Here is a 24,546-nt window from a genome sequence, read left to right on the forward strand (position 1 = left end):
CCATGACCTCCACGACCCCTCGCCGCCGCGGCCTCCGCCGCCTCACCACCGCCGCCGTCGCCGGCGCCGCGACCCTCGCCCTCGCCGCCTGCGGCGCCGCGACCGCCATCACGGGCGCGGACTCCTCGAGCGAATCGACCACCTCCACGAGCAGCAGCTCGTCCGCCGTCGCCACCACGGCCTCGGACGAGGGCCGCACCAACGACCTGCTCTCGAGCCTCGACCTCACGAGCCTCGACACCCATTACGACGAGGACGACCTCACCTGGGACTCCTCCGGGGAGCAGGCGATCACGCTCTCCGACTCGGGCTCCACCTCGGACTCCGACGGGGTCACCGTGGACGGCTCGACCGTCACGATCACCGAGGGCGGCGTGTACCGGGTCTCCGGGACGCTCTCCGACGGCCAGCTCGTCGTCGCCGCGCCGGACGACGAGACCGTCACGATCATCATGGACGGCGTCTCGATCACGAACAGCTCCGGCACCGGCATCGCCGTGACCAGCGCCGACGAGGTCACCCTGTCCCTCGAGGAGGGCACCGAGAACTCCGTCGAGGACGGCTCCGGCTACGAGGTCTCCGACGACTCCACGCCCGTCGCGGCGATCGCCTCCGCCTCCGACCTCACGATCGCGGGCAGCGGCTCGCTCACCGTCACCGGCAACACGAACGACGGCATCTCCACCAAGGACGGCGTCGTCATCGCGAGCGGCACCGTCACCGTGAACGCGGCGGACGACGCCGTGCGCGGCAAGGACTACGTCTCGATCCTCGACGGCACCCTCGACCTCACGAGCGGCGGCGACGCCATCAAGTCCGACAACTACGAGGACGAGGACCGCGGCTGGGTGCTCATCAGCGCCGGCGACATCACGATCGACTCCGGCGACGACGGCATCGACGCGGAGCAGGCGGTCGAGGTCCTCGACGGGACGCTCACCATCTCGCAGTCGGTCGAGGGTATCGAGGCGCAGGACGTGATGCTCGTGGGCGGCACCACCTCGATTACGGCCTCCGACGACGGCGTGAACGCGACCGCCGCGAACACCGCCGACTCGACCGACGGCACCACCGCGGACTCGGGCGAGACCGGCGGCCCCGGCGGCGGCGGTGGCGGCGAGGAGGACGACGGCTCGTGGCTGTCGGTCTCCGGCGGCACCCTCACGATCGACGCGGGCTTCGACGGCCTCGACTCCAACGGCTCGATCTCGCTGACCGGCGGCACGCTCGACATCACGAGCGCCGACAACGGCGGCGACTCCCCCGTCGACGCGAACGGCGACATCACCTTCGACGGCGCGACCCTCACCGCGAACGGCACCGAGATCACCTCTGCGGACGATCTCAGCTCCGGCGGCATGGGCGGCATGGGCGGCGGTCCGCAGGGCTGATCCGCAGGATCCCGTCGCAGGCCGTGGCGCGGCGACACCGGGCGGGTCGTCCCCTCGGGGGCGGCCCGCCCTCCTGTCAGCCCTGCTGGGCGCGGGAGGAGTCGATGATCTGCAGCGATCCGCCCTGCGGGTCCGCGATCGTCGCGACGCGGCCGAAGGGGCTGTCCATCGGGCCGTCGAGCACGCTGCCGCCCAGGGCCGCGACCTGCTCGGCGGCCCGGTCGCAGTCCTCGACGGCGATGTAGGGGCGCCAGTAGCTGGGCACCTGCTCGGGGAGCCACGGCGAGGCGTCGCAGAGCCCGGCGCTCGCGCCCTCGCCGCCCTGGTCCGTCGCGTAGCGGAAGGAGTCGTCGTCCGAGGGCATGCGCACCGCGTCCCAGCCGAACACGCCGCGGTAGAACGGCTCGGCGGCGTCGAAGTCCTTGGTCATGAGCTCGAACCAGGCGGGCGTGCCGGGGGTGCCGGGCTTGTCGAAGCCGGCGAAGGGGGCCGCCTGCCAGAAGCCGACGGCGGCGCCGGAGGGGTCCTGCCCGACGGACATGTGGCCGAGGCCCGGCACCTCCATCGGCGGGAACAGCACGGTGCCGCCCGCGACGGGGATCGCCTCGGCGGTCGCGGCGGCGTCGTCGGTCGCGAGGTAGACGGTCCAGGCGGTGGGCTGCTCGGCGGGGTCGGTTACGCTGCCGTCCGGGTTCATCGCGGCCATGAGCCCGCCGACGGGGTGCCCGTCGCGGGTCGCCATCGTGTAGTGACCGAACTCCTCGCCGGTATCCGTGAGGTCCCAGCCGAAGAGCTCCCCGTAGAAGGTCTTCGCCCCCTCGATGTCATGGGTGAACAGGTCGATCCAGCAGGGCGTCCCGGCGCGCGGCGCGGGACGGGAGTCGGTGGCGGCGGGGTCCTGCGGCGTCGTCGGGCTCTGCTCGGACATGACTGCTCCTCGATGGGTCAGCTGCGCCCCGGTGGGCGCGGGTCGTCGCCGCGAACGCTACTCGCGGCCCGTCGGGCGGGGAAGAGGACCGTCCGCGCGGAAGGGAACCGGCGGCGGGACGGTCTCAGCCGCGGTCGGTGGTGCCGAGCACGTAGGCGGCCTGGCCGAGGTGCTGGGCGGCGTCGTCGATGATGCTGACCAGGCGCACCGCCCGGGTGATGGGGGCGCCGTCGTACTCCCCGATGGCCTCGTCGAGGTCGGCGTCGGCGAGCGTGCCGAGGTAGTCGTGCAGCGCGTCGGCGGTGGCGAGCACGTAGTCGATGAGGGCGTCGCCGTCCTCGACGACGATCGCGCGGGCCTCCCCCTCGCTGTGCCCGTAGCCGACGGCGCGGCCGGCCTCCCCGAGGCCGAGCCTCTCGCCGAATCCCTGGGCGTTCCAGACCTCGGGCTGCCCCGAGAGGTGGGCGAGCTGCACGTCGATCTCGCGGCCCGTGTGCCAGAGCAGCCAGGCGAGGGAGTTCGGGTGGCCGGCGGGGTGGGCGTTGAGCACGGCGGGGTCGAGCTGCCCGCGCAGCGCCTCGGCGGCGTCGCGGGGGCGGGAGGCGAGGTCGAGCAGGATGCGGCGGGCGAGGGTTCCGGAGCTGCGCGTCATGGTGACGACGCTACTCCGCGGGTGGGACCGTCGAGCGGTCGGGGCCCGGGTCAGTCGGGGTCAGTCGGGGGCGATGACACCGGCGGACTCCTCGGGGTGGCGCTGGAGCCAGCTCTCGATGAAGGGGCACACGATGATGATCCTGAGGCCGGCGGCGCGGGACTCGCGGAGGGCGGTGCGGGCGAGCACGGAGGCCACTCCCCCGCCGCGCTGGGCGGGGTCGGTGACGGTGTGGAGCAGTTCGATGCGGCCGCGCCGGCGCTCGTAGGTGGTGATGCCGACGACCTCGCCGTCGCGCACCGCCTCGAAGCGGCGTGCCCCGGTGTTGTCCCGCACCTGCACGCGACCGGGTGGGCCGGGCGGCGGGCGCTCGGTGGTGGGCCGGTTGTCGGGGTCGTAGGAGGTGTCTGCCTCGGCGGTCATGGCCGTCTCCTCGGGCCGGGCTCCCTACGCTACGGCAGTTCGGCGCGCCATGTCAGGGCTCCGCCGGGTCAGAACGGCGGCGGGACGTCGAACGGATCGGGTGGCGGAGGCGGGAGCGGGGGAAGCGGCGGCGGGGGCGGCGGGTCGATCCCGGCGGGCCCCTGCCAGTCCTCGTAGTACTCGACGAGCTGGGCGCTGCGACGGAGCAGGTACTCCTCGTGGAGCTCGTCCTCCACGGAGCGGGCGAAGAACCCCGCCGCCTCGAGCTCCCGCTCGAGGGCGGCGTCCCGCTTCGCGCGGAGCCCCGCCTGGTAGCGGTCCCAGGCCGTGCGGAAGTCCGCGGCGAGGACCTGTGTCACGAGGTCACGCTGCGCCTCGACCTCCGTGGAGGTCAGCTCCCCCACCGTCCACCTCGTGCTGCCGGTGTCGGTGCGTTCCGGGTCGAGAGCCCTGCTGGTCTTCATCCGATGGTGGGTGCGGCACAGCCGGTGCAGGTTCTCCGGGCTCGTGGCACCGCCTCTGCCCGGACGGATATGGTCGAATTCCTGGATATGGTCCGATTCCCCGATATCCACGACCCGCCGCGAACAGCCGGGCACGGCACATATCGGGTCGACGACCTTGAGATATTCCACCATCGCCGTGGACGGCCGGTACGTCGTCGCCGCGACGGGGAGGAATTCCCCGGTGACCGGATCCGTCAGAACCCGGTGCCAGGCGGTCGCGTTCGCCGCGAGGTCACGGGCCATGGCAGGAGGGATCGGCACCGTCCCGTCCAGCATCCCCGGCGCATCCGTCACGCCGAGGAGGGACAGGACGGGGACGACGAGGTTCATCCGCACCGCGGCGGCGGGGACGGGGACGCCGTCGGTCCCGATCTCGGAGCGGGTCAGGAGGACGTAGCGGATCGCACCGAGCGGCATCGGAGCCCCGGTGCGGGCGGCGTCACCGTGGACGTCCCAGGGGATCGCCACCCCCGCTTCGCCGGCGCCGATGCGGGCGAGCGCGTGGCGCTGCGCATCCTGGACGGCATGCGCGGCGCGGTCGAGGCGCTTGGCGAGGTCGAGGATCTCCGGGGCGGGGCCGGTCACGGTGAGCTGCGCGGTGCCGTCGTCCTCGCTGGGGAGGACGAGCTCGACGTCCCGCTTGGACTCGGCGGTGCCGCCCGCCGCGGCGGCTGTGTCGACCCAGGCGACGAGCTGCCGCAGCAGGGTCCAGAACCTGTCCGCCGGGAGCGTCTCGAGCTGCCAGGACGAGACCTGCTCGTCGACGAAAGTACGCTGAGCAGCGGTGAGACTGCGGACGGAGCGGAGCAGGTGATCGCACCATTCCGGCGGCAGGGCGCCGGACCCGACCTGGGCGAGGCATCGCGGGAGATCGGCGACGGCCATGCGCGCATCACGGAGGCGGCCGGCGGCGCGGCCGAGCTTGGCGCGCAGCACCACACCGACCGCGACGGCGTTCAGGTCGCCGTCGTCCCCCGCGTCCTCCACCCAGAGCTCCGCGAGGTCCGTCAGCTCCGCGACATAGGCGGCCGCCTGCACCTCGCGACGCCGGCGCAGGATCCGCTGCAACGCCGCCGACTCGGGCGAGCCCTCCTCGACCTCCGCACGGGCATCGAGGTTCTCCTCCGTGACCCCGCTGCGCCCTCGCACGGAACCCCGCAGACGGCGCGGGAGGGAGCGAGCGTCCAGGGCGACGGGAGGGGTGGCGGCGCCCGAGGAAGCCTGCGGGGCAGGCGCCGAGGAGTCGGGCGGGACGGGCACCGAAGGGACCGCGAGGACGGACGCCAGGGGGTGCTGGGAAGCAGAGGCCTGCCCGGAGACAGCCTTGACCGGAGCCGACATCCCCACACCTCCTCGTGCTCATCGCGGCCGGGGATCCCCATGAATCCCCACCGTTCCGCTCCCCTTATTTTAGAACGTCTGATCGACGAAGGCGAGCACATCGAGAGAACCCATCGAAATTGTGGATAACGTCGAGTGGGAAGGAAAGGCGGCGGGATTCAGGCCTCCGCGGCGAGCCGGGCGACGAGGGCGTCGATCCGCTCGAGGTCGTCGGCCTCGGCGTCCTGATTGCGCCACTGCGCCTGGGCCTGCAGCGCGGCGGCGAGCGCCGCCTCCCGCTCCCCGCGACGCTCGAGCAGCAGCGCATGCTGCTCGTCGAGGTAGGCGCGCCAGTACAGCGCCCGCTCCTCATGACCGCCCGGGGCGAGGCCGATCACCTCGCGGGCGCCGTCGAGCAGCTCAGGCAGCTCCTCGGCATCGGGCTCTGCCGCGGCGACCGCCACGAGCTCCCCCACCCGCGCATCGACCCGGTGGTCCCACAGCAGGGCCGAGGGCAGCAGGAGGCGTCCGCCGTCGGGCCGGGTGCGGCGCTCGATCGCGCGGGCGGCGGCGCGCGCGGTCGGGGTCTCGCCGAGGTCCATCGCACGGCGCAGCACGAGCGCGAGCGCCTCGAGCTCGATCCGCAGGAACGGCCCGCGCCGCGGGGCGGGGGTCGCGAGGTCGTCGCTCAGCCAGCGGGCGTCCGCCGCGACCCGGCGCAGCTGGAGCAGGGAGCCGCGCAGGTCACCCTCGCGCTCGTACAGCGTCGCGAGCAGGCGCGCGGCCTCGAGATCGGTCGACCGGTCGCGATGCTCGCGCGCGATCCGACGCACCTCCTCGAGCGCGTCGCGGGCCTCGTCGGCCCGACCCACACGGATCCGCTGGCCGGCGACCGCGAGCAGCGGTCCCGTGCGCAGCTCGTCCCGCCGCAGTGAGCGCTGCAGGGAGGCCAGGCGGCCCGCCGCGAAGGAGGCATCCCGCTCGAGGCCGGCCGCGGTCAGCGCCTCGAGCAGGTCCGTCACGAGGCCCACGCGCAGCGGCGCGTCCTCGACGCGGCGCATGACGCCGAGCGCATCGAGGGCGTGGCGCACCGCGGCGAGCGGGTGCGAGGCGCGCAGGGTACGGGCGAGGACGGCGTGGGCGGCGATGCGCACCCGGTGCGGGTCGGCCCGGCGCGAGGCCTCCGCCTCGGGATCGGCGTCCACCTCCTCGAGCAGCTCGAGGGCGTCGAGCGCCGCCGTCGTCGCGGAGTCCGTGAGACCCGCGGCCTCGAGCGCCTGGGCGAGCCGCAGGCGCAGCAGCGGCTCGGGCGCGCCGAGGAGGTCCGCGCGCGCCGCGGGCAGAGCGTCGAGGGCCGCGCGCAGGACGCGGATCCGCCGACGGGGATCCGTCGCGGTCGCGGCGGGGTCCGCGGGGCCCGCGGGGCCCGCGAGATCCGCGCACGCGGGGCCGACGGCGCCGCGGGCCCGGCGATGCGGGACGTCGAGCTCGCGGACCACGGCGAGCAGCTCCGGTGTGACGGTCGCCGGGGCGGCGCGACGCCGGCCGGCGCGGGGGCCGTCGGACCCTTCGCCGCCGTCGGCCGGCTCCCGCAGCACGCCCCGCTCGAGGAGGACCTGCGCGGTCGCCACGGCCTGGGCCGCGTGGCCGGCCCGGCGCTGCGCGCGCAGCAGATCGCCGGCGGCGGCGGCGACCTCCTCGTCCGTGCCCACGCGCGCGAGCGCCGCGAGGCGGGCGGAGGCGAGCACGGCGAGGTCCGCGGCGACAGGAGCGGGAACAGGGGCATGGCCGACGACGGAGCCGCCCCCCGGGAGCGGCATGGCGGCGAGGGCCACCGCCTCGCGATAGCGCTCCGCGTGCGTGAGATCGCTCACACGCTGGGCGAGCTCGAGCGGCGTGCGCGGGGCAGGCAGCGGGAGCTCCGGTGGCCGCAGCGCGACCCGCAGCTCCTCGGGATCGGGGAGGCCGACCTGGTCGTCGCGGCCGCCGGTCTCCGGGAGGGAGGAGGCACCGGGGACGATCACGCGACGAACCTACCAACGAACCCTTCGCGCATCTTGGGGAGACGGGGACCACCCGAGAACGCCCCTCACCGGGCGCGACGCCGAACCTCCGGAGCCGTAGGATGGACGCGGTGCCCAGGGCCCCCGGGGCTCGTCCGGGCACCGTCGGCAGGCATGGTGAGGAGCCCCTTTCGTGACGATCAGCGCGGGCGCGACGATCCGACCTGTCACGGACCCCGCACGCGGGCTCCACGACGGGCACCTCCACCTCGACGACAGCATCGACCGCGTGGTCGTGACCGACGTCGACCTCGACGGCTACCTCGAGACGCCCCACCGTCGGCTCCCCGTGGACACGGCCGCCGTGGCCGCCCAGCCCCTCGACCCGGCCGTCGCGCGCACGCTCGGCGTGATCCAGCGGCTCGAGGGATCCGCGCTCGCGGAGTCCCGCGCCATGCTCGCCACCTGGACCGGCAACGAGGCGCGCGTGACCGCGTTCCTCGCGACCTGGCTCGTGGAGCGCTACTGGCAGGCCCGGGCCCTGCGCGACGTGCTCACCCTCGACGACCCCGTCGAGCGCCCCCGCCCGCTCGCCGCCGCCGGCCCGGCCACGACGCTGCGCCGGATCCACGTGGCCCGCGTGCAGCCCCTGCTCTCCCCTCTGTGGACGGTGCTCGCCGGCGAGGCCGTCACCGCCGGCCACATGATGCGCCTCGCGATCCAGGAGACCTGGCTGCGCGAGGCCCTCACCCTGCTCGCGGGACGGCTCGACGGGGAGGCCCGACGGGTCGCTCTGGAGGTCGCCGGCCGCCACGACGACGCGATCGCGTTCCTCCGCGCGGAGGCGACCGCCCGCGTCACCCGCTCGCGCCGCGAGGCGATCGCCGCGCGGCTCGTGCTCACCCTCGACGATCCCCTGCACGGCGGCGGCGTCCCCGACCCGGACCTCCCCGCCGCCCTCGCCGAGCTCGGCGCCGACCCCGCCGATCTCGCCGCCCTCGACCGCGCGCGCCACGACCTGGTGCGCCTCCTGCCCGGGGCGGACCTCCCCCTGGGCCCCTCCTCCCGCGTGAGCGCGCGCACCCGCGCCGCCCTCCCCTCGCTCACCGCTCGCGACTCCGGAACAGGAGCCTGAGATGGCCTTCGACCTCGACAAGTTCACGACGACCTCCGAGCCGCTCCAGTACGACGACCTCGATTTCTCCCTCTTCGAGAGCCAGCCGCTGGACGAGGCGACGCTGCGGGACCTGCGCTACATGTGCGACGTCGAGTTCCACACCAGCTGCTACCTGCGGGACATGCTCGTCACCCCCTCCCATCACGAGGAGGACGCCGGCGGCTTCATGACCATGTGGAACCGCGAGGAGTTCTGGCACGGCAAGGCCCTCGCGGACGTCCTCGCCCGCCACGGCATCCTCGTGGACTACGACGAGGTGAAGGCCAAGCGCGTGAAGCTCGGCTGGTACAGCTCCCTCGCCGCCTTCAAGCAGTCCGCGCTGACGAACCTCGCGGGCACCGACTTCGTCGCCGTCCACATGACCTGGGGCGCCGCGAACGAGCTCTCCGCCGTCGCCGCCTACCGCCGCCTCGCCGCGATGGTCGAGCACCCGGTGCTCTCCCCGCTCCTGCAGCGCATCGCCCAGCAGGAGACCCGGCACGTCGCCTTCTACACGACGCAGGGCCGCGAGCGGCTCGAGGCCTCGACCGCCGCGCAGAAGCTCACCCGCATGATCCTCGCGAAGGTGTGGCGGCCCGTCGGCTCCGGCGTCATGGACGACTCCGAGGTCAAGCACGTCATGGGCCACCTCTTCGAGGGGCACTTCGACGAGCTCGACAAGCTCGACAAGCGCGTCCAGAAGATGCCCGGCCTCGAGGGGCTGACGATCTTCCGCGGCGCCTTCGCCCGCCTCGGACTGGCGGCCTGACCAGGCGCCTCTCCGTCTGAGAGAGCTCTCATCGGCCGCTCATCGCGGCCTCACCCCTCCGCGGTCCACTTCTCGGGTCAGCAGCCGGCAGCGTCCGGCCCCGCGCCCCGCCCGAGGAGTCCCCCATGACCACGATCGACCGGTCCGCCGCCCCCCTACCCCGCCTCCTGCCGCCCCCAGGCGTGGGCGGCCGCGAGCGCGGTGCCGCTCGCTCAGGCGCTCAGGCTGGTCCCGATCCAGTAGCGCCGCAGGGTGCGGCCGTCGTCGTCCTGCACCGCGTCCTCGAAGCGGCCGCCGCAGCGCTCGATGACCGCGCGCGAGGCGGGGTTCTGCTCGTCGCAGATCACGAGCACCTCGTCGATGCCGCGGCGGCGGGCGAAGGGGAGGATTTCTCGCAGGGCCTGCGTCGCGAGGCCGCGGCCGCGGGCCGACGGTCGCACGCCGTAGCCGACGTGCCCGCCGAACCGTGCGAGGAAGTCGTTCAGCTCGTGCCGCAGGGCCACGCTGCCGAGGTACTCGCCGTCCTCGACCAGCCAGCGGTAGGTGCAGGTGACGAAGCCCGGTCCGGCGGGCTCCGCCTCCTCGGCGAGCAGCTGCGCCACCCAGGTCTCGAAGCCGTCCCGCTCGAGCAGCGAGGCCGCGTCGCGGATGCCCGCGCCGTCCTGGTGGGCGCCGTCCCATTCGCGCATCGAGGTGCGGAAGGACGGGAACAGGGCGGGGTCCGGGGCGACGAGGTCCATCGTGCGAACCTACCAAGCCGCCCCGGCCCCGAGCCCACGGGACCGGCCGGGCTCAGCCCTTCTTGAGCGACCCGTCGTAGGCGCAGATCGCGTCGACCTTCTCCGCGGAGGAGGAGGTGGGGTCGAACTCGAGGTCGAGCCAGACCTTGACGAGCTCCTTGGCGAGCTCGAGACCGATGACCCGCTCACCCATGCAGAGGACCTGCGCGTTGTTCGACAGCACGGACCGCTGCACCGAGTAGAGGTCGTGGGCGGTGACGGCGCGGATGCCGCTCACCTTGTTCGCGGCGATCGCGACGCCGAGGCCCGTGCCGCAGACGAGCAGGGCGCGGTCCGCCTCGCCGGCGGCGACCTTCTCCGCCGCGGCGACGGCAACGTTGGGGTAGAGCTCGCCGTCCTCGCGGCCGCCGACGCCGACGTCGGTCACGGAGGCGACGCGGGGGTCGTTCTCGAGCAGCTCCTTCAGGGCGGACTTGTGGCCGTATCCGGCATTGTCGGATCCGGTGATGATGCGCAGAGCCATGGGAGGACCTTCCAGGTGAGGGTGGATGTTCGGGGTCAGGAGAGCTGCTCGCCGAGCAGCGTGACGATGCGGGAGAAGGAGATCGCGCCCGGGTCCGGCGTGCCCACGGACTTGTCCCCGTGGTTGCGGGCGCGGCCCTTGGCCGCCGCGATCTCGGCGGTGCCCTCGGCGGCCGCCGTGGCCTTCGCCGCGGCCTCGGTGATCGCGGCACCGGTGGAGCCCGCCGCCCCGCCGTCGGCGCCGCCCGCCGCGGCGAGGGACTCGCGGAACGGGACGGCCGCGTCAACCATCGTCTTGTCCCCCACCTGCGCGCCGCCGAGGCGCTCGATCGCCTCGACCGCCTGGATCAGCCCCGTGCGCAGGGCGTCGCCCGTGACGGCGGCGTCGTCGGCGAGTGCCCGACCGAGGCTCGTGAGCGCCGCGCCCCACAGCGCACCGGAGGTGCCGCCGGCCTCCGCAGACCACGCCGCCCCGGCCTGCACGAGGACCGTGCGGGCGCCCGCGCCGCCCACGACGCTGCGCTGCGCGGCCGCGCGCGCGGCACGGATGCCGAGCAGCATGCCCTGCCCGTGGTCGCCGTCCCCGGCGACCTGGTCCATGCGCCCCAGCTCCGGCTCGAGCCCCGTGAGCAGCTCCTCCACCGCGCCGAGCACCTCGAGCACGCGCGCGGCGCCCTCCTGTGACTCCGCCGAGGCCTCCGGGATCGGGTCCTCGCCCGGGGCGTAGACCTCCCCGCGCTCCTCGCCGAGCGGACCCTTTACGACGGCGCCGCGGCGGAAGGCCGGGGCGTCCGCCGGGGCGAGCCACAGCCGCTCGAGCTCCTCGTCCAGGCGCATCACCGTGAGCGAGAGGCCCGCCATGTCCAGGCTCGTCACGTGCTCCCCCACCTCGGGGCGCACCACGGTGAGGCCGCGCTCGGCGAGGAGCCCCGCGACGTGCTTCCACACCACGAACATCTCCTCGTGCTTCACGGTGCCGAGGCCGTTGAGGACCACGGCGACGCGGTCCGAGTCGAGCTCGGGGGTCTCCTCGAGCACGCCGTCCACGAGCACGCGGGCGAGATCCGCCGCGCTCGGCATGTCAACCTCGTCGATGCCCGGCTCGCCGTGGATGCCCAGGCCGATCGCCATCCGCCCCTCGGGGACGTGGAAGAGGGCGTCCTCCGCACCCGGCAGGGTGCAGCCGTCGAAGGCGACGCCGAGCGAGCGGGTCGCGTCGTTCGCCTTCCACGCGAGGCGCTCCGCCTCGTCGAGGTCCGCGCCCTCCTGGATCGCGGCGCCCGCGACCTTGAAGACGGTGAGGTCGCCGGCGATGCCGCGCCGGTCGCGGTGGTCCCCGCCCTGCCCCGAGGCGATGTCGTCGCTCACGGCGACGATGCGCACGTCGATCCCCTCGGCGCGCAGCTTCTCCGCCGCGACGCCGAAGTGCAGCACGTCCCCGGCGTAATGGCCGAAGCCGAGGATCACACCGCCGCCGTTCTCCGCGTTCCGCGCGACCGCGTGGACCTGGTCCGAGGACGGCGAGGAGAACACGTTCCCGCAGGGCGCGCCGTGCGCGAAGCCCGGCCCCACCCAGCCGGCGAAGGCCGGGTAGTGCCCCGAGCCGCCGCCCACCACGAGAGCGGGCTGCCCCGCCGGGGTGGCCGCGGCGCGGACCACCCCGCCGTGCACGCGCAGCAGCTCCTCGGGGTGCGCCGCGACGAGGCCCTCGACGGCGTCGGAGGGGAAGGACAGGGGATCGTCGAACAGGTACGTCATGGGAGCGTCTCCAGGTCAGGGGTGCGGGGAACGGGGCCGGAGCTCAGGCGGCCGTGTAGCCGCCGTCGATCGAGAGGACCGAGCCGGTGACGAAGGAGCTCGCGTCGGAGGCGAGGTACACGGCGGCGCCGGCGAGCTCGTGCGGCTCCCCCGGGCGCTTCATCGGCGTCATGAGGTTCCACTGGTCGATCTGCGGGCCGCCGGCCTCGTAGAAGCCGCGGGTCAGCTCGGTGCGCATGTACCCCGGGGCGATCGCGTTCACGCGCACGCCGCGCTCGGCCCACTCGAGGGCCGCGGAGCGGGTGAGGTTGTGGACCGCGGCCTTCGAGGCGTTGTAGGACGCCTGGGTCTGCGGGACGTTCGCGATGATGCCGCTCATCGAACCGGTGTTGATGATGCTGCCGTGGCCGCGCTCGAGCATCCTCCGGCCGACGGCGGAGAGCACGTGGTACACGCCGTCGAGGTTGAGGGTCATCACCGCGCGCCACTTCTCGGCGTCGCCGTCCTCGAGGGGGTGGTGGATCGTGCGGCCCGCGTTGTTCAGCAGGATCTCGATGCCGCCCACCTCGTCGTCGATCGCGGCGACGGTCTGCTCGACCTCCGCCTGGTCGGTGACGTCGAGGTGGCGGTAGTCCACGCGCACGCCGGTCTCGGCGGCGAGGCCGCGGGCGGCCTGCTCGCCGGTCTCGTCGTCGATGTCGGCGAGGACGATCGGGGCGCCGTGCTGGGCGAGGCCGCGGGCCATGGCGAGGCCCAGGCCCTTCGCGCCGCCGGTGACGAGGGCGGTGCGGCCGGTGAGGTCGAACAGCGGGGACGGGGTGGGGGTGGTGCTCATGGGGTGCTCCTTCGTGAGGTGCTGCGGAGAGGGTGGTGCCGGGTGGGGTCAGGCGGCCTCGTCGGCCGACTCGAGGACGGGGCCGTGCAGCCGCGGCTGGTGGACCTTGAGGAAGTAGGTCATGGCGAAGGCGCACGCGTAGAGGGCCACGAACGCCCAGACCACGGCCACGTTCCCGCCGAGCGGGCGGACGATCGCGACGACGGCGCTGCCCAGGAAGGTCGCCCCGCCCGCGGCGGTCGTGTACATGGCCATCGCGGCGCCGGTGTGCTCCGGGGCGATCGCCGGCATGATCGCGCCGAGCGGCACGAAGCCGGCGAGCATGATGCCGAAGACGGTGCCTGCGGCGACCGAGACGGCGAAGCCCCAGTCGGAGCCGGCCGTGACCATGTGCGGCACGTACCACCACAGCAGCAGGCCGATCGCGGAGCCGAGGATGCCGAACCAGCGCACGGTCGTCACCCAGCCGACCCGGTCGCCGAGGGCGCCGAAGGCGGCGTTGAACAGGATGTTGCCGGCGTAGACGATCGACGTCATGACGAGCCACTGGGACTGGCTCCAGCCCAGTCCGCCGTCGGCCACGGAGCCCGCGATGACGTTGGGCAGGATGATGAACATGCCGAACTCAGGAGCGGTGTTGATGAGGCGGGTCAGGAAGCCCATCGCGATGCGCTTGTTCGTGAAGGTGAGGCGCACGCCCGCGGTGATCACCTGGCTCGCGGTCTCGCCCGCGGGGGCGAGGCGGCGCGAGCCGTGCCCCTCGCGGACGCCGAACCAGGCGACGAGGAAGCCGGCGATCACGAGGACGCTCGAGCCGAGCATGGCGGCGGACTCGCCGGCGAAGCCGCCGCCGAGGCGCGGGATGAGGAACGCCGCGACGAGGGAGCCGAGGGTGGGCAGACCGCCCGTGAACATGACGTAGAACCAGCCGACGCCCGCGCCGTTGCGCTCCTTGTCCACGACGTGGTTGATCCACACGAGGAACGCGAAGGCGAACAGCGGGAAGCCGAAGCCGCGCAGGAAGTAGCTCAGCGCCACCAGCGGCACCGACTCGATCGCGAGGGATCCGAGGAAGGCGAGCTCGAAGACGACCCACACCCCGACGCCGAGCGCCATCACGCGGCGCGGCCCGAAGAGGTCCGAGAGGGCGCCGGCGAGGTAGGAGCCCACGAGCACCGCGAGCGAGTAGGCCGCGATGATCTTCGCGGCGAGGTCGATCTTGTCGTCGCCGCCGCCGAAGGCCTCGGCGATGTGCGTGGAGACGAAGTTCGACTCCACGCCGTTGCCCGTCATGAACAGCAGCACGCCGAGGAAGCCCCAGCGCAGGACGTGGGGGATGCCGAGGCGGTCCAGGAAGGTCTCGCGCCCGGCCCCGGGGGCGGTGCCCGCCGAGGACGAGGTGGTCGAGGGGAACGTCATGTCTGCACTCCTTCGTGCACGGGGGAAGGGGGAAGGGGCGGATCAGAGGCCGGGGACGATCGAGACCTTCACGGAGGCGCCGGAGGAGTCGCCGACGGTGTCGAGGGCCTTCTGGACGTCGCCGAGGCCGAACTGGTGGGTGCAGATCTCCTCCATGGGCAGCACGCCGGACTCGATGATCCCGATCGCGGCGGGCCAGCAGTTCGGGCCCAGGTGGGCGCCGAGGACGTCGAGCTCCTTGTCGTCGGAGATGATCGACCAGTCGACGGTGACGTCGTCCTTGAAGACCGAGTACTCGACGAAGCGGCCGAGCTTGCGCAGCAGGTTCAGGCCCTGGGAGACGGCGCTCGGGTGGCCCGTGCACTCGATGTAGACGTCCGCGCCGTAGCCGCCGGTGAGCGCCTTGATCTCGGCGACGACATCGACCTTCGAGGGGTTCAGGGTGAGGTCCGCGCCGCACTTCGCGGCGAGGGCGAGCTTGTCGTCGTCGAAGTCGAGGGCGATGACCTGCTTGGGGGTCTTGTGGCTCGCGCCGATGATCGCGCCGAGGCCGATCGGGCCGCAGCCGGCGACCACGACGACGTCGTCGAAGGTGAGCTGCGCGCGCTCGACGGCGTGCAGCGAGCAGGAGAGCGGCTCGGAGAACGCCGCGTGGTGGGGCGGGAGGTCCTTGCTGACCTGGTGGGCGCGGGCGAGGGAGGGGACGATCATGTACTCCGCCATGGCGCCGCTGTAGTGCTTGAAGCCGAACATGTCGTGGGGGCCGCACATCCAGTACCAGCCGCGCCGGCAGTACATGCACTCGCCGCAGGGGACGATCTGCTCGCAGGCGATGCGGTCGCCGATCTGCACGCCGTGGTGGGCGAGGGCCTCCTCCGAGCCGGCGACGACCTCGCCGACGAGCTCGTGGCCGGGGGTGATGCCGGGCTCGACCCAGCGGTCGCGGTTCTCGTCGCCCCAGAACTTCGCGGCGCCGTGGTAGCACTTCAGGTCGCTCGCGCAGACGCCCACGGCCTCCACGCGCAGCAGGAGCTCGTCCGCGGCGGGGCGCGGGACGTCGATCTCCTCGAGGCGGTAGTCCTCCGGCGCGTGCATGACGACGGCCTGCATCGTGCTGGGGATCTGGGGGGACTGGCTCATGGGGGACACATCTCCTTCGATACGTTCCGGCCCGGCGGCGCGGACGTGTCGAGACTAGGCAAACCTACGAACATTCGTCAAGCACAAATGTTCCGATTGAGGGCGCCGCAGGTCAGAGGAGGAATCAGGAGGCTCAGACCGCGGAGTCGGGATGCGCGAGCACCGCGAGCGCCGTCGGCTCGTCGGTGATCAGCGTCGAGAACAGCCCCGCCCGGGCGCCCGCGAGGATCGACGGTGCCTTGCGGACGTCCGCCGCGAGCGCGATCGCGTCCGGGATGTCCCGCATCAGCTCCCGCGAGGGCCGCACCAGGCGGTCCGAGCCCGGGAAGGCGACCGCCTCGCCCGCGGCGTCGTAGAAGTGGAGGTTGATGTCCCCCACCGCCGGCTCGAGCAGCGGCTCGTCCCGTGGCACGACGGAGGTCAGCGACTCACGGCCGCGGTACGGCTCGCCGACGCCCACCACCACCGCGCGCGCCCGCCGCCACAGGTCCGTGATCGCGAGGAAGCTCGGATCCGCCTGCAGCGAGTCCCACAGGCTCGGCGAGGGCTGCGCCGGAGCGAACATGAACCGCGGCTCCGCATGCGTGCGATCCGCGAAGCGCCGCACGATCTCGTTCGTCTGGAACGACGGATCGGGCTCCTGCTGCCCGCCCACCGTGGGCGCCACGATCACGCCCGGCAGCTCCGGCAGCCCCGCCATGCCGCTCACCGCATAGGTCGTCTTCCCCGAGGACAGCAGCAGCACGTCCCCGCGCCGCAGGCCCAGCCCCCGCAGCTCCTCCCCCAGCAGGTCGCCGATCCCCCGGAAGCCCCGCTGCACCTGGTCCCCCGCCGCGATCCGCACCCGGGCGACGCCCAGGCGCTCCCGCAGCCGCAGCTCGAGGTCCGCGAGATCCCCCGTGCTCGGGTCGAGCACCTCGAAGCGCACCATGCCGATGCGCCGCGCCTCCGCGATGAGCTTGGAGACCGTGGGCCGCGAGACGTGCAGCAGCTCCGCGATCTCCGCCTGGCGCAGATCGTCGAGGTAGTACGCCGAGGCGGCGCGGTGCAGCAGCTGCACGTCCATCGTCGTCTCGAGCACGGGCTCTCCTCCGCAGCGGGGTCACGGGGCGGCACCCCGACGGTGACAGGATAGGGGCGGCGTCGAGGCCGTCCTGCCCGATGCCGTCCCGAGACGGAGGACAGGGCATGCGAGCAGGCGTGACGCGGGCACCGCGCACGGACGCACCGCGCGGGGCCACCCCCGCCGTGCTGGGGGTCGACGTCGGCACCTCCGCGAGCAAGGCGATCCTCGTGACGCTCGACGGCACCGTCCTCGCGACCGCCGTGCGCGAGCACACCGTGGACCGGCCCCGCCCCGGGCACGTCGAGATGGACGGCGGGATCTGGTGGGACGAGCTCGTCTCCATGGCCGCCGAGCTGCTCACCGGCCCCGCCGGCGACGGCGTCGAAGTCACCGGGATCGGGCTCTCCGGCATGGGACCGTGCGTGCTCCTCGCCGGGGCCGACGGCACCCCCGTGCGTCCCGCGATCCTCTATGGCGTGGACACCCGCTCCGGCATGCAGATCGACCGCCTGCGCGCCGAGCTCGGCGACGACGCGATCCTCGAGCGCTGCGGCTGCGTGCTCACCGCCCAGGCCGCCGGACCCAAGATCGCCTGGGTCGCCGAGGAGGAGCCCGAGGTCTACGCTCGCGCCCGTCGGCTCTTCATGACCGCGAGCCACCTCGCCTTCCGCCTCACCGGGCAGTACGTGCTCGACCACGCCTCCGCGAGCCAGGCCGCACCCCTCTACGACCTGCGGTCCGGGCGCTGGGACGAGGAATGGGCCGCGCGCGTCGCCCCCGGCATCGAGCTGCCCGAGCTGCGCTGGGCCGGCGAGGCCGCCGGGACCGTCACCGCGCAGGCCGCCGCGGCGCTCCCCGGGATCGCCGCGGGCACCCCCGTCATCGCCGGCACCATCGACGCCTGGGCCGAGGCCCGCGGCGCCGGCACCGAGCACCCCGGCGACATGATGCTCATGTACGGCACCACGACCTTCCTCGTCGCCCGCACCGCGGAGCTGCTCCCCGGCCGCGAGCTCTGGGCGACCGCCGGCACCGCGCCCGGCGGCTGGACCCTCTCCGGCGGCATGGCGGCCTCCGGCGCGATCACCGGCTGGCTGCGCGAGCTCACCGGCGGGGACGACTACGGCGACCTCGTGGGCGAGGCCGCCGCGAGCGGGCCCGGCGCGCGCGGCCTGCTCATGCTCCCCTACGTCGCCGGGGAGCGCTCCCCGCTGCACGACCCCGACGCCCGCGGCGTGATCGCCGGGCTCACCCTCTCCCACACCCGCGGCGACCTCTACCGCGCCGCTCTCGAGGCCGCCGCCCTCGGCGTGCGCCACCACCTCGAGGCGATGGCCGCCGCCGGCGCCCGCATCGACCGGGTCGTCGCCGTGGGCGGCGGCGCCCGCACGGACCTGTGGCCGCAGATCGTCTCCGACGTCACCGGGCTCCCCCAGCGCATCCCCCGCTGCACGATCGGCGCCTGCTACGGCGGGGCGATGCTCGCCGCGGAGCTCGCCCACGGCATCGACACCGGCCCCTGGCAGGGCACGGACCACGAGGTGCGCCCCGACCCCGCCCTGCGGGAGACGTACGACGAGCTCTACGGCCTGTACCGGGACCTCTACCCCGCGACCCGGGACGTCACCCACGCCCTCGCCCGGCGGCAGCGGGAGGCCTGAGGCGGGCACGACGAGGGCCGGCGGTCACCTCCCTCGGGAGGTGACCGCCGACCCCTGGCGTCGGACGCGGTCGATCAGCAGATCAATGAATCAGCCGTACTGGATGGCTGATCTCCTACCGCTCGTCCCTCGCAGCACGTCGATCAGCCGTTCAGAGCCTCGACGTCCTCGTCCACCCAGTCGAAGGTGCGCTCCACGGCCTTCTTCCAGAGGCGGAGGCTGCGCTCACGGGTCTCCGGGTCCATGTCCGGCTCCCAGCGCTTGTCCTCGTCCCAGTTGTCGATGACGTCCTGCTCGCCGGACCAGAAGCCCACCGCGATGCCGGCCGCGTAGGCGGCGCCGAGGGCGGTGGTCTCGATGACCTTCGGGCGCACCACGGGCACGCCGAGGATGTCGGCCTGGAACTGCATGAGCGTCTCGTTCATGACCATGCCGCCGTCGACCTTGAGCTCGGTGAGGTCCACGCCGGAGTCCGCGTTCATCGCCTCGAGCAGCTCGGCGGACTGGTAGGCGGTCGCCTCCAGGGTGGCCCGCGCGATGTGGTTCTTGGTGATGTAGCGGGTCAGGCCCACGATCGCGCCGCGCGCGTCGGCCTTCCAGTACGGGGCGAAGAGACCGGAGAAGGCGGGGACGACGTAGCAGCCGCCGTTGTCGTCGACCTGCTTGGCGAGGTCCTCGATCTCCGGGGCGGTCCTGATCAGGCCGAGGTTGTCGCGCACCCACTGCACGAGCGAGCCGGTCACGGCGACCGAGCCCTCGAGCGCGTAGACCGGCTTGCTGTCGCCGATCTTGTAGGCGACGGTCGTGAGCAGACCGTTCTCGCTGCGCACCAGCTCCTCGCCGGTGTTGATGAGCATGAAGTTGCCGGTGCCGTAGGTGTTCTTGGCCTGGCCCACCTCGAAGCAGGCCTGGCCGAAGGTCGCGGCCTGCTGGTCGCCGAGGATGCCGGCGATCGGGGTGTCGATGAGCAGGTCGTTCTTGCGGCCCTTGCCGTACACCTCGGAGGAGGACTTGATCTCGGGGAGCATGGAGAGCGGGATCCCCATGTCCTTCGCGATGTCCTCGTTCCAGTCGAGGGTGTCGATGTTCATGAGCATCGTGCGGGAGGCGTTGGTGACGTCGGTGACGTGCACGCCGCCGTTGACGCCGCCGGTCAGGTTCCAGACGAGCCACGAGTCGGTGTTGCCGAAGAGCAGGTCGCCCTTCTCCGCCTTCTCGCGGGCGCCGTCGACGTTGTCGAGGATCCACTTGACCTTGGGGCCGGAGAAGTAGGTGGCGAGCGGGAGGCCCACGCGCTCCTTGTACTTGTCCGCGCCCTCGTCGCCGCCCAGCTCGTCGCAGATGCGCTGCGTGCGGGTGTCCTGCCAGACGATCGCGTTGTAGACGGCCTCGCCGGTGGTCCTGTCCCACACCACCGCGGTCTCGCGCTGGTTGGTGATGCCGACGGCGGCGAGCTGGTGACGGTTGATGTCGGCGTTGACGAGCGCCTGGCCCACGACGTCGCGGGTGTTCTTCCAGATCTCGGCGGGATCGTGCTCGACCCAGCCGGCCTTGGGGAAGATCTGCTCGTGCTCCTTCTGACCGGAGGCGACGATCTGGCCGCCGTGGTCGAAGACGATCGCACGGGTCGAGGTCGTGCCCTGGTCGATCGCGAGGATGTACTGCGGGGCGTCGGACATGGTGACTCCTTCGTCGGATGGTTTCACGGTAGGGGGTGGGAGCGGCGGCGGGGACGGATCGCCGCCGCCGCGGGGCTCAGGAGAGGGGTGCTGCGGCTCAGAAGAACACGAGCGAGGCCACACCGGCGAGGATGCCGCCGATCACGGGGCCGACGACCGGGACCCACGCGTAGCCCCAGTCCGAGGAGCCCTTGTCCTTGATCGGCAGCAGCGCGTGCGCGATGCGGGGGCCGAGGTCACGGGCGGGGTTGATGGCGTACCCGGTGGGGCCGCCGAGGGAGGCGCCGATCGCGACGACCAGCAGCGCGACGGCGAGCGGGCCGAGGCCGCTCGGGGTGTTGCCGAACTGGATGATCACGAAGACGAGCACGAAGGTCGCGATGATCTCGGTGACCAGGTTCCAGCCGTAGGCGCGGATGCCGGGGGCGGTGGAGAAGGTGCCGAGCTTGGTGGGGCCGTCGGGGGTCTCGTCGTAGTGCTTCTTGTAGGCGAGGTACACGATGACCGCGCCCAGGATCGCGCCGATCATCTCCGCCGCGAAGTAGGCGATCGTGGTCCCGAAGGTGACCGGGATGCCGGGGGCGTACTCAGCGGCGCCGCTGGCCAGCAGGCCCACGGTGACCGCGGGGTTGAGGTGCGCGCCGGTCTTGTAGGCGACGAACACGCCCGCGAAGACCGCGAGGCCCCAGCCCCAGTGGATCATGAGCGGGCCGCCGCCATGGCCGCCCGTCTTGTTCAGGGCGTGGTTCGCGACCACGCCGACGCCCAGCACGATGAGCATCGCGGTGCCCGCGATCTCCGAGAGCAGGATCGTTCCGATGGTTCCCATAGGTTCTCCTCGTCGAGAGCCGTCCCGCAGGTGGCGGGCCGGGGGCCCCGGTGGTGCCGGGGCGGGGTGCGCACGCTGGCGCGGGGGCGGGGCGAGGGCGGGCTCCGTGCCCGCCCTCGGGGCGCCGGGGAGGGGTGTCCCCGGCGCCGACCGGATCAGGCCCTGACGGGCACCTCCGGGACCGCGGCGATCGCCGCGGCGACCTCCGCGTCGGTATGGGTCGCCTCGCCGGCGAGGCGGGCGTCGATGTAGGCGCGGTAGGTCTCGACCTCGCGCTGGGCGGTGGCCTCGTCCCAGCCGAGCTCGGGGGCGATGAGGGCGGCGATCTCCTCGGCCGCCGCGACGCCGCGGTCCCGGGTCTCGTAGTCCAGGCGGGTGCGGCGCTGGAGGACGTCGGCCAGGTGGCGGGCGCCCTCGGCGCGCACCGCGTAGACGGCCTCGGCGCGCACGTAGCGGGGGGCGTGCTCGAGCGGGGTCGCGAGCGAGGGGTCCTTGTCGATCAGCGTGAGAACGTCCCGCAGCAGGGTGCCGTAGCGGAAGATCAGGCGGTCGATCCGGATCTCCTCCCAGCCGTGCTGCACGGCGATCGCGCCCTTGTCCCGCTTCAGCTCCGCGAGGCCCTGCGCGCCGATCACGGGGACCGTGCGGGTGAGGCTCGGGCGGCCCGGGAAGCTCGAGCGGATCGCGAAGTCGACGACGTCCTCCGCCATGACGCGGTAGGTGGTGTACTTGCCGCCCGCGATCGCGGTGAGGCCCGGCTCCACCTCCATGACGGTGTGCTCGCGGGAGACCTTCGTGGACGTCGAGCCGTCCGAGCCCTTCTTCACCGGCTGGAGCAGCGGCCGCAGGCCCGTGTAGACGCCGATGACGTCCTCGCGGGTGAGGTCGTGGGAGAGCACCGCGTTCGCGTGCTCGAGCACGTAGTCGATGTCGTCGGAGGTCGCGCCGACGGCCGTCGGGTCCTCCTTCCACGGGGTGTCCGTGGTGCCGATGACCCAGTACTCGTCCCACGGGATGATGAAGAGGACGGACTTCTCGGTCTGCGTGATGATGCCGGTGTCCGGCACGGCGCGGATGGTGTCGCGGGCGACGGTGATGTGGATGCCCTTGGAGGCGAGGACCTCGAGGCCGGCGTCGGCCCCGGCGAGCTCCTGCTGGTCCTGGGTCCAGACGCCGCCGGCGAGGATGACCTCGCGGGCGTGGACGTCGAACTCCTCACCGGTCTCCTCGTCGCGCACGCGCACGCCGACGACTCGCTCGCCCTCGTGGAGGTAGGAGACGACGGAGGTGTAGTTCGCGACCGCGGCGTCGTGCTGGGCGGCGGAGCGCACGAGCATCATGACGAAGCGGGCGTCGTCCACCTGCGCGTCGAAGTACTCGAGGGCGCCGACGATCTTCTCGCCGTCCAGGCCCGGGAACACCTCGAGCATCTTCTCGTGCATGAGGTGGCGGTGGAAGGGCACCGCGCGCTTGCGACCCACGGACTGCATGGCGTCGTAGAGGGTCACGCCGGCGCCGATGTACGTGCGGTCGATCACCTTGCGGAAGAACGGGAAGACGAACTTGATGGGCCGCACCAGGTGGGGGGCCGTCGTCTCGAGCAGCAGGTCGCGCTCGCGCAGGGCCTCGGCGACGAGCTTGAAGTCGAGCATCTGCAGGTAGCGCAGGCCGCCGTGCATGAGCTTCGAGGAGCGGGACGAGGTGCCGGAGGCCCAGTCGTGGCGCTCGACGAGGCCGACGGAGAGTCCGCGGGTCGAGGCGTCGAACGCGGCGCCGGCGCCGTTGACGCCGCCGCCCACGACGAGGACGTCCAGCGGCGACTCGGAGGTGGCGGCGCGGAGCCGGGCCAGGTGCTCGGCACGGTTCTCGGGGGTGAGGGCGGACCGCTGCAGTGCGGACATTCGAGGAGCTCCTTCGCTGTTGCCGTGTTCGCCGACCATCGTGGAACTGTCGTGCAGCGTTGGCAAGCGCGGTGCACGAACGTGCAAGACTGGTGCCATGAGCGCCGGGAACCGCCTCGAGCATGCCTTCGCGGCTGCACGGATGTACTACGACGAGGGCCAGACGATGGAGACCATCGCCCAGTCCCTCGCCGTCTCGCGCTCCACCGTCTCCCGCCTCCTGCGCGACGCCCGCGACGAAGGCCTCGTCACCATCTCCCTCCACCCGCCCGGCGCCTACCGGGCCGATGAGCTCCGCCACCGCCTCGCCGAGCGCTACGGCGTGCGCGCCCACGTGGTCGCCGCGCCCGAGCCCGGCGAGCGCGAGCGCCTCGCCGCCGTCGCCCAGGCCGGCGCCGCGCTGCTCGAGGAGATGCTCGAGCCGGACATGACCATCGGCCTCGCCTGGGGCACCACCACCTCAAACCTCGTGGCCCGCCTGCGCCCCGCCCCCACCCCCGGACTGCGCATCGTCCAACTCAACGGTGCCATCAACACCGAGGGCTCCGGCATGACCTACGTGTCCTCGGTGCTCGCGAAGGCCGCCGGGCTCTGGGACGCGACCGTCCACCACTTCCCCGTGCCCGCCTTCTTCGACCACGCCTCCACCCGCCAGGCCATGTGGCAGGAGCGCTCCGTGCAGCGGGTCCTCCACGTGCAGCGCCAGTGCACGCTCGCCGTCTTCAGCGTGGGCGCCTTCGACGCGGAGGTCCCCAGCCACGTCTACACGAACAACTACCTCACCCCGGAGGACCGCCGCTCCCTGCGCGCCGACGGCGCCGTCGGCGACGTGTGCACCGTCTTCCTCCGCGCGGACGGCACCTGGAAGGGCATCGGCATGAACAACCGCGGCACCGGCCCGAGCCCCGCCCAGCTCGCCCGCATCCCCCGCCGCCTGCTCCTCGCCGCCGGCAGCCGGAAGGCCGTGCCATTGCGCGCCGCCCTCCGCGCGGGCGTCGCCACCGACCTCGTCGTCGACGAGGTCACCGCCCAGAGCCTGCTCGCCCTGGGGTGAGCGGGCGGGGCCGGCGCAGCCCGGCAGTCCTCCGCATCGCCGGCCCGCCCTCGCGCCCCTGTCCCGCCGCTCCTCCGTCGATGGTCCGATTCCGTTCCATCCGGGGCACCGATCTGGAACGGAATCGGACCATCCGTGAGCCGGACGGGGAGCGATCAGGCCGTGAGCCCGGCGAGCAGCGCCGGATAGGCAGGGTGCGCGAGCCGTGACGAGATCGGGGTCAGCTCTCCGGACGGGCGGGATGCACGACGCGGAAGCGCTCGCAGACCACGGGCATGTCCGGCGCGAAGCCGGCGGCCGAGTAGTCGCGCCAGAAGCGCTCGTGGATCTCGCGCCAGGCAGCGAGGCTGCGGTCCCCCTCCCCCTCGGCGTGCGCGTGCACGGCCGTCACCTCGTCGAAGGGCACCACGTCGACGCCGGTCACCTCGAGCACCGCACGCGGCGCTCCCGCACCGTCGAGGATCACGGAGAGGAGGCCGACGACGGGCAACGGCTCGCTGTCCGGCTCGTCGTAGTCCGCGAGGGAGCTCGCGGTGGCGGTCTTCGTCCCGTCGAGCACGAGGGCCAGCAGGCCGTCGGCATGCTCGGGCGTCGCACCGAAGGCCCAGGCCTCGGGCGGATCGGCCGGCAGCTCGGGGTGGGCGGCACGAGCCTCGGCCCAGAAGCTGCGGACGGCGGCGTCCGACGCGACGGGGACGGCACCGGCGTCGGCGCCAGCCGCGGCAGGAGCGGCAGGAGCGGAGACGGAGTCGGAGGCGGAGGCGGGAGCAGCGCCGTCGGAGGTCACCCCGCGA

The 24,546-nt window shown here is 73.2% G+C and carries 21 protein-coding genes; 5 read left to right on the forward strand and 16 right to left on the reverse strand.

Features of this window, described 5'->3' with window-relative positions; translation table 11 throughout:
- Positions 1–2 precede the first annotated feature (2 nt).
- Positions 3–1,391, forward strand: coding sequence for a carbohydrate-binding domain-containing protein (locus C1N80_RS01650; protein ID WP_137769178.1), 1,389 nt, complete (start codon positions 3–5; stop codon positions 1,389–1,391).
- Positions 1,392–1,467: 76 nt separating this feature from the next.
- On the opposite strand, the gene C1N80_RS01655 is transcribed toward C1N80_RS01650, so the two are convergent.
- The 5 genes from C1N80_RS01655 to C1N80_RS01675 form a co-directional block, all read right to left on the reverse strand.
- On the reverse strand, positions 1,468–2,319 hold the full coding sequence (locus C1N80_RS01655; RefSeq protein ID WP_137769179.1) for a VOC family protein: 852 nt from the start codon (positions 2,317–2,319) through the stop codon (positions 1,468–1,470).
- 124 nt (positions 2,320–2,443) lie between these two features.
- Positions 2,444–2,971 (reverse strand): DinB family protein, encoded by a 528-nt coding sequence (locus tag C1N80_RS01660; protein ID WP_137769180.1) that lies wholly within the window; start codon positions 2,969–2,971, stop codon positions 2,444–2,446.
- 60 nt (positions 2,972–3,031) lie between these two features.
- Positions 3,032–3,394 (reverse strand): GNAT family N-acetyltransferase, encoded by a 363-nt coding sequence (locus C1N80_RS01665; RefSeq protein ID WP_137769181.1) that lies wholly within the window; start codon positions 3,392–3,394, stop codon positions 3,032–3,034.
- A gap of 68 nt (positions 3,395–3,462) precedes the next feature.
- Complete coding sequence (locus C1N80_RS01670) at positions 3,463–5,049, reverse strand: HNH endonuclease signature motif containing protein (RefSeq protein WP_168197988.1); 1,587 nt, start codon at positions 5,047–5,049, stop codon at positions 3,463–3,465.
- 350 nt (positions 5,050–5,399) lie between these two features.
- Positions 5,400–7,244 (reverse strand): hypothetical protein, encoded by a 1,845-nt coding sequence (locus tag C1N80_RS01675; RefSeq protein ID WP_137769182.1) that lies wholly within the window; start codon positions 7,242–7,244, stop codon positions 5,400–5,402.
- A gap of 172 nt (positions 7,245–7,416) precedes the next feature.
- On the opposite strand from C1N80_RS01675, the gene C1N80_RS01680 reads away from it, so the two are divergent.
- Both C1N80_RS01680 and C1N80_RS01685 read left to right on the forward strand, forming a co-directional pair.
- A complete protein-coding gene (locus tag C1N80_RS01680) occupies positions 7,417–8,358 on the forward strand; it encodes a hypothetical protein (protein ID WP_205750661.1) in 942 nt (313 codons plus the stop codon).
- 1 nt (position 8,359) lies between these two features.
- Positions 8,360–9,148, forward strand: coding sequence for a ferritin-like domain-containing protein (locus C1N80_RS01685; RefSeq protein ID WP_137769183.1), 789 nt, complete (start codon positions 8,360–8,362; stop codon positions 9,146–9,148).
- Between the two features lie 212 nt (positions 9,149–9,360).
- On the opposite strand, the gene C1N80_RS01690 is transcribed toward C1N80_RS01685, so the two are convergent.
- The 7 genes from C1N80_RS01690 to C1N80_RS01720 all read right to left on the reverse strand — a co-directional run bounded on the left by C1N80_RS01690 (position 9,361) and on the right by C1N80_RS01720 (position 16,643).
- Positions 9,361–9,888, reverse strand: a complete 528-nt coding sequence (locus C1N80_RS01690) for a GNAT family N-acetyltransferase (protein WP_137769184.1) — start codon at positions 9,886–9,888, stop codon at positions 9,361–9,363.
- A 52-nt stretch (positions 9,889–9,940) separates the two neighbouring features.
- A complete protein-coding gene (locus C1N80_RS01695; RefSeq protein ID WP_137769185.1) occupies positions 9,941–10,411 on the reverse strand; it encodes a ribose-5-phosphate isomerase in 471 nt (156 codons plus the stop codon).
- 35 nt (positions 10,412–10,446) lie between these two features.
- Positions 10,447–12,168, reverse strand: coding sequence for a dihydroxyacetone kinase family protein (locus C1N80_RS01700; RefSeq protein ID WP_137769186.1), 1,722 nt, complete (start codon positions 12,166–12,168; stop codon positions 10,447–10,449).
- A gap of 43 nt (positions 12,169–12,211) precedes the next feature.
- Positions 12,212–13,003 carry an SDR family oxidoreductase gene (locus tag C1N80_RS01705; RefSeq protein WP_137769187.1) on the reverse strand — a complete coding sequence of 264 codons (792 nt, stop codon included), beginning with the start codon at positions 13,001–13,003 and terminating at the stop codon, positions 12,212–12,214.
- A gap of 48 nt (positions 13,004–13,051) precedes the next feature.
- Entirely contained in the window at positions 13,052–14,422 is a 1,371-nt protein-coding gene (locus C1N80_RS01710; RefSeq protein WP_137769188.1) for an RbtT/DalT/CsbX family MFS transporter, read from the reverse strand.
- Between the two features lie 42 nt (positions 14,423–14,464).
- A complete protein-coding gene (locus tag C1N80_RS01715; protein ID WP_137769189.1) occupies positions 14,465–15,562 on the reverse strand; it encodes a zinc-binding dehydrogenase in 1,098 nt (365 codons plus the stop codon).
- A 133-nt stretch (positions 15,563–15,695) separates the two neighbouring features.
- Positions 15,696–16,643: a sugar-binding transcriptional regulator gene (locus C1N80_RS01720; protein WP_137769190.1), complete on the reverse strand. Its 948-nt coding sequence runs from the start codon at positions 16,641–16,643 to the stop codon at positions 15,696–15,698.
- Between the two features lie 107 nt (positions 16,644–16,750).
- On the opposite strand from C1N80_RS01720, the gene C1N80_RS01725 reads away from it, so the two are divergent.
- A complete protein-coding gene (locus C1N80_RS01725) occupies positions 16,751–18,289 on the forward strand; it encodes an FGGY-family carbohydrate kinase (RefSeq protein WP_137769191.1) in 1,539 nt (512 codons plus the stop codon).
- 143 nt (positions 18,290–18,432) lie between these two features.
- Here C1N80_RS01725 and glpK read toward each other — a convergent pair whose 3' ends face one another.
- The 3 genes from glpK to C1N80_RS01740 form a co-directional block, all read right to left on the reverse strand.
- The gene (gene glpK, locus C1N80_RS01730) at positions 18,433–19,968 is read right to left on the reverse strand and encodes a glycerol kinase GlpK (RefSeq protein WP_137769192.1); all 1,536 of its coding nucleotides are present in this window, start codon (positions 19,966–19,968) and stop codon (positions 18,433–18,435) included.
- A 97-nt stretch (positions 19,969–20,065) separates the two neighbouring features.
- Positions 20,066–20,797 (reverse strand): MIP/aquaporin family protein, encoded by a 732-nt coding sequence (locus C1N80_RS01735; protein ID WP_168197989.1) that lies wholly within the window; start codon positions 20,795–20,797, stop codon positions 20,066–20,068.
- Positions 20,798–20,952: 155 nt separating this feature from the next.
- A complete protein-coding gene (locus C1N80_RS01740) occupies positions 20,953–22,698 on the reverse strand; it encodes a glycerol-3-phosphate dehydrogenase/oxidase (protein ID WP_137769193.1) in 1,746 nt (581 codons plus the stop codon).
- 97 nt (positions 22,699–22,795) lie between these two features.
- On the opposite strand from C1N80_RS01740, the gene C1N80_RS01745 reads away from it, so the two are divergent.
- Entirely contained in the window at positions 22,796–23,752 is a 957-nt protein-coding gene (locus C1N80_RS01745) for a sugar-binding transcriptional regulator (RefSeq protein ID WP_168197990.1), read from the forward strand.
- 220 nt (positions 23,753–23,972) lie between these two features.
- Here C1N80_RS01745 and C1N80_RS01750 read toward each other — a convergent pair whose 3' ends face one another.
- A complete protein-coding gene (locus C1N80_RS01750; RefSeq protein ID WP_205750697.1) occupies positions 23,973–24,383 on the reverse strand; it encodes an ASCH domain-containing protein in 411 nt (136 codons plus the stop codon).
- Positions 24,384–24,546: the final 163 nt, after the last annotated feature.

This window comes from Brachybacterium sp. SGAir0954, assembly GCF_005490785.1.
Classification (GTDB): Bacteria; Actinomycetota; Actinomycetes; order Actinomycetales; family Dermabacteraceae; genus Brachybacterium; species Brachybacterium rhamnosum.